Origin of the sequence: Streptomyces sp. NPDC096040 (genome assembly GCF_040303265.1) — a bacterium.
Taxonomy (GTDB): domain Bacteria; phylum Actinomycetota; class Actinomycetes; order Streptomycetales; family Streptomycetaceae; genus Streptomyces.
In genome coordinates this window covers 1-1,277 of sequence record NZ_JBEOTA010000104.1, presented here as the reverse complement: position 1 = coordinate 1,277, position 1,277 = coordinate 1, and the positions used below count along the sequence as shown (strand labels likewise).

The window sequence follows — 1,277 nt, the reverse complement described above, 5'->3', positions numbered from 1 at the left end:
GCATCCAGAAACGGCTCGGCTACCTCAGCCCCATCGAGTACGAGGAGAAGCACTACGCCAACCAGGCAACGACCGAACAAGTGAACCTGAAACCAGTCAACCCGCCCTGCCCAGCTAGTCATCCGCTCCCGCGCAGCGGGGGAACCTCAAGACCGGCAAGGCCCCGCTCGGCATAACGGGCCTTGCAGCGGTCCACCGTCAGCGGCGATACACCGGCGAGTTCGGCGATGTCCTTGCGCCGCCGCCCCTCGCCGGACCACAACACGATCCGTGCACGAAGCGCCACATCGGCCGGAACATCCCGCGACCCGGCCAACTCCCGTAGTTCTGACATCTGTTCAGAGGAGAGATCCATACCAGACTCAACGATCACACAAGCCTCAGGTTCCACGAACAGGATCACGAGACACTAGCTGTGTAGCTGTGAGCGGCTGCATGTCTCCGCTCAGTAGCTATCCTCACAGCTAGCACAGTGACGGGGGTGGCAAGTTGGCAGACGACTCGACGGGCGACGGGGGCTACCCGTCACCTTCGCTTACTGTCCGTCTCACCGGTGCGGTGAGGCGTTTTTTCGCCTCGCCCGCACGACGAGATGCGACGGCCCTCGCGCTCGGGCTGGTCTCCGGAGGCGTGGGAGCCATCGTTGGCGCCGCAGACCTCCCTGTCTGGGCGATGGTCGTCCTCAGCGTCTTGGTGGCAGCACTTTTCCTCGTCATCGAGAGGGCGGTGAGTGCCGACACCGCTGACAAGCGGGTTCGGTGGCTATGGGGAGCTCTCGGTGTGGCCCTCGCACTGCCGATCGGAGCATGGGCTTATCACGGACTATTCGACTCCGATCATCGCTCGATCTTTCCGTTCTACCTGGAGGGCGATCAGGTACGTGTCCTTCCGTCAGCTGGGAAGCCTGGTGGACCCCCAGAGATCGGCGGAAGCACCCTGCCTACAGGAGAGAGCTACGACTTTGAGTGCACGGCCAAGGACGGCAAGGGCCGCCTATGGCTCAAGGCAGTTGCTGGCAACTACTGGTACGAGGCCAGTCTCTTCACGCCTGTAGGCGACTTCACTGCGTCTGACATGCCCACTTGCTAGTGGCCTGTGCCAGCTAGTTCCGCGTCAGGCAACGTTTGCCTTCTGTAGGCTCTTGAGGTTCCCCCGCTGCGCGGGAGCGGATGACTAGCTGGGCAGGGCGGGTTGACGTGGTTTCAGGTTCACTTGTTCGGTCGTTGCCTGGTTGGCGTAGTGCTTCTCCTCGTACTCGATGGGGCTGAGGTAGCCGA

Annotated in this window: 1 protein-coding gene; it reads right to left on the bottom strand. The window is 62.4% G+C overall.

All coding sequences use genetic code 11. The annotated features are described in order from the left end of the window. Positions 1-118: 118 nt before the first annotated feature. Positions 119-403, bottom strand: a complete 285-nt coding sequence (locus ABTY98_RS42190; protein ID WP_352226476.1) for a helix-turn-helix domain-containing protein — start codon at positions 401-403, stop codon at positions 119-121. Between the last annotated feature and the right edge of the window lie 874 nt (positions 404-1,277).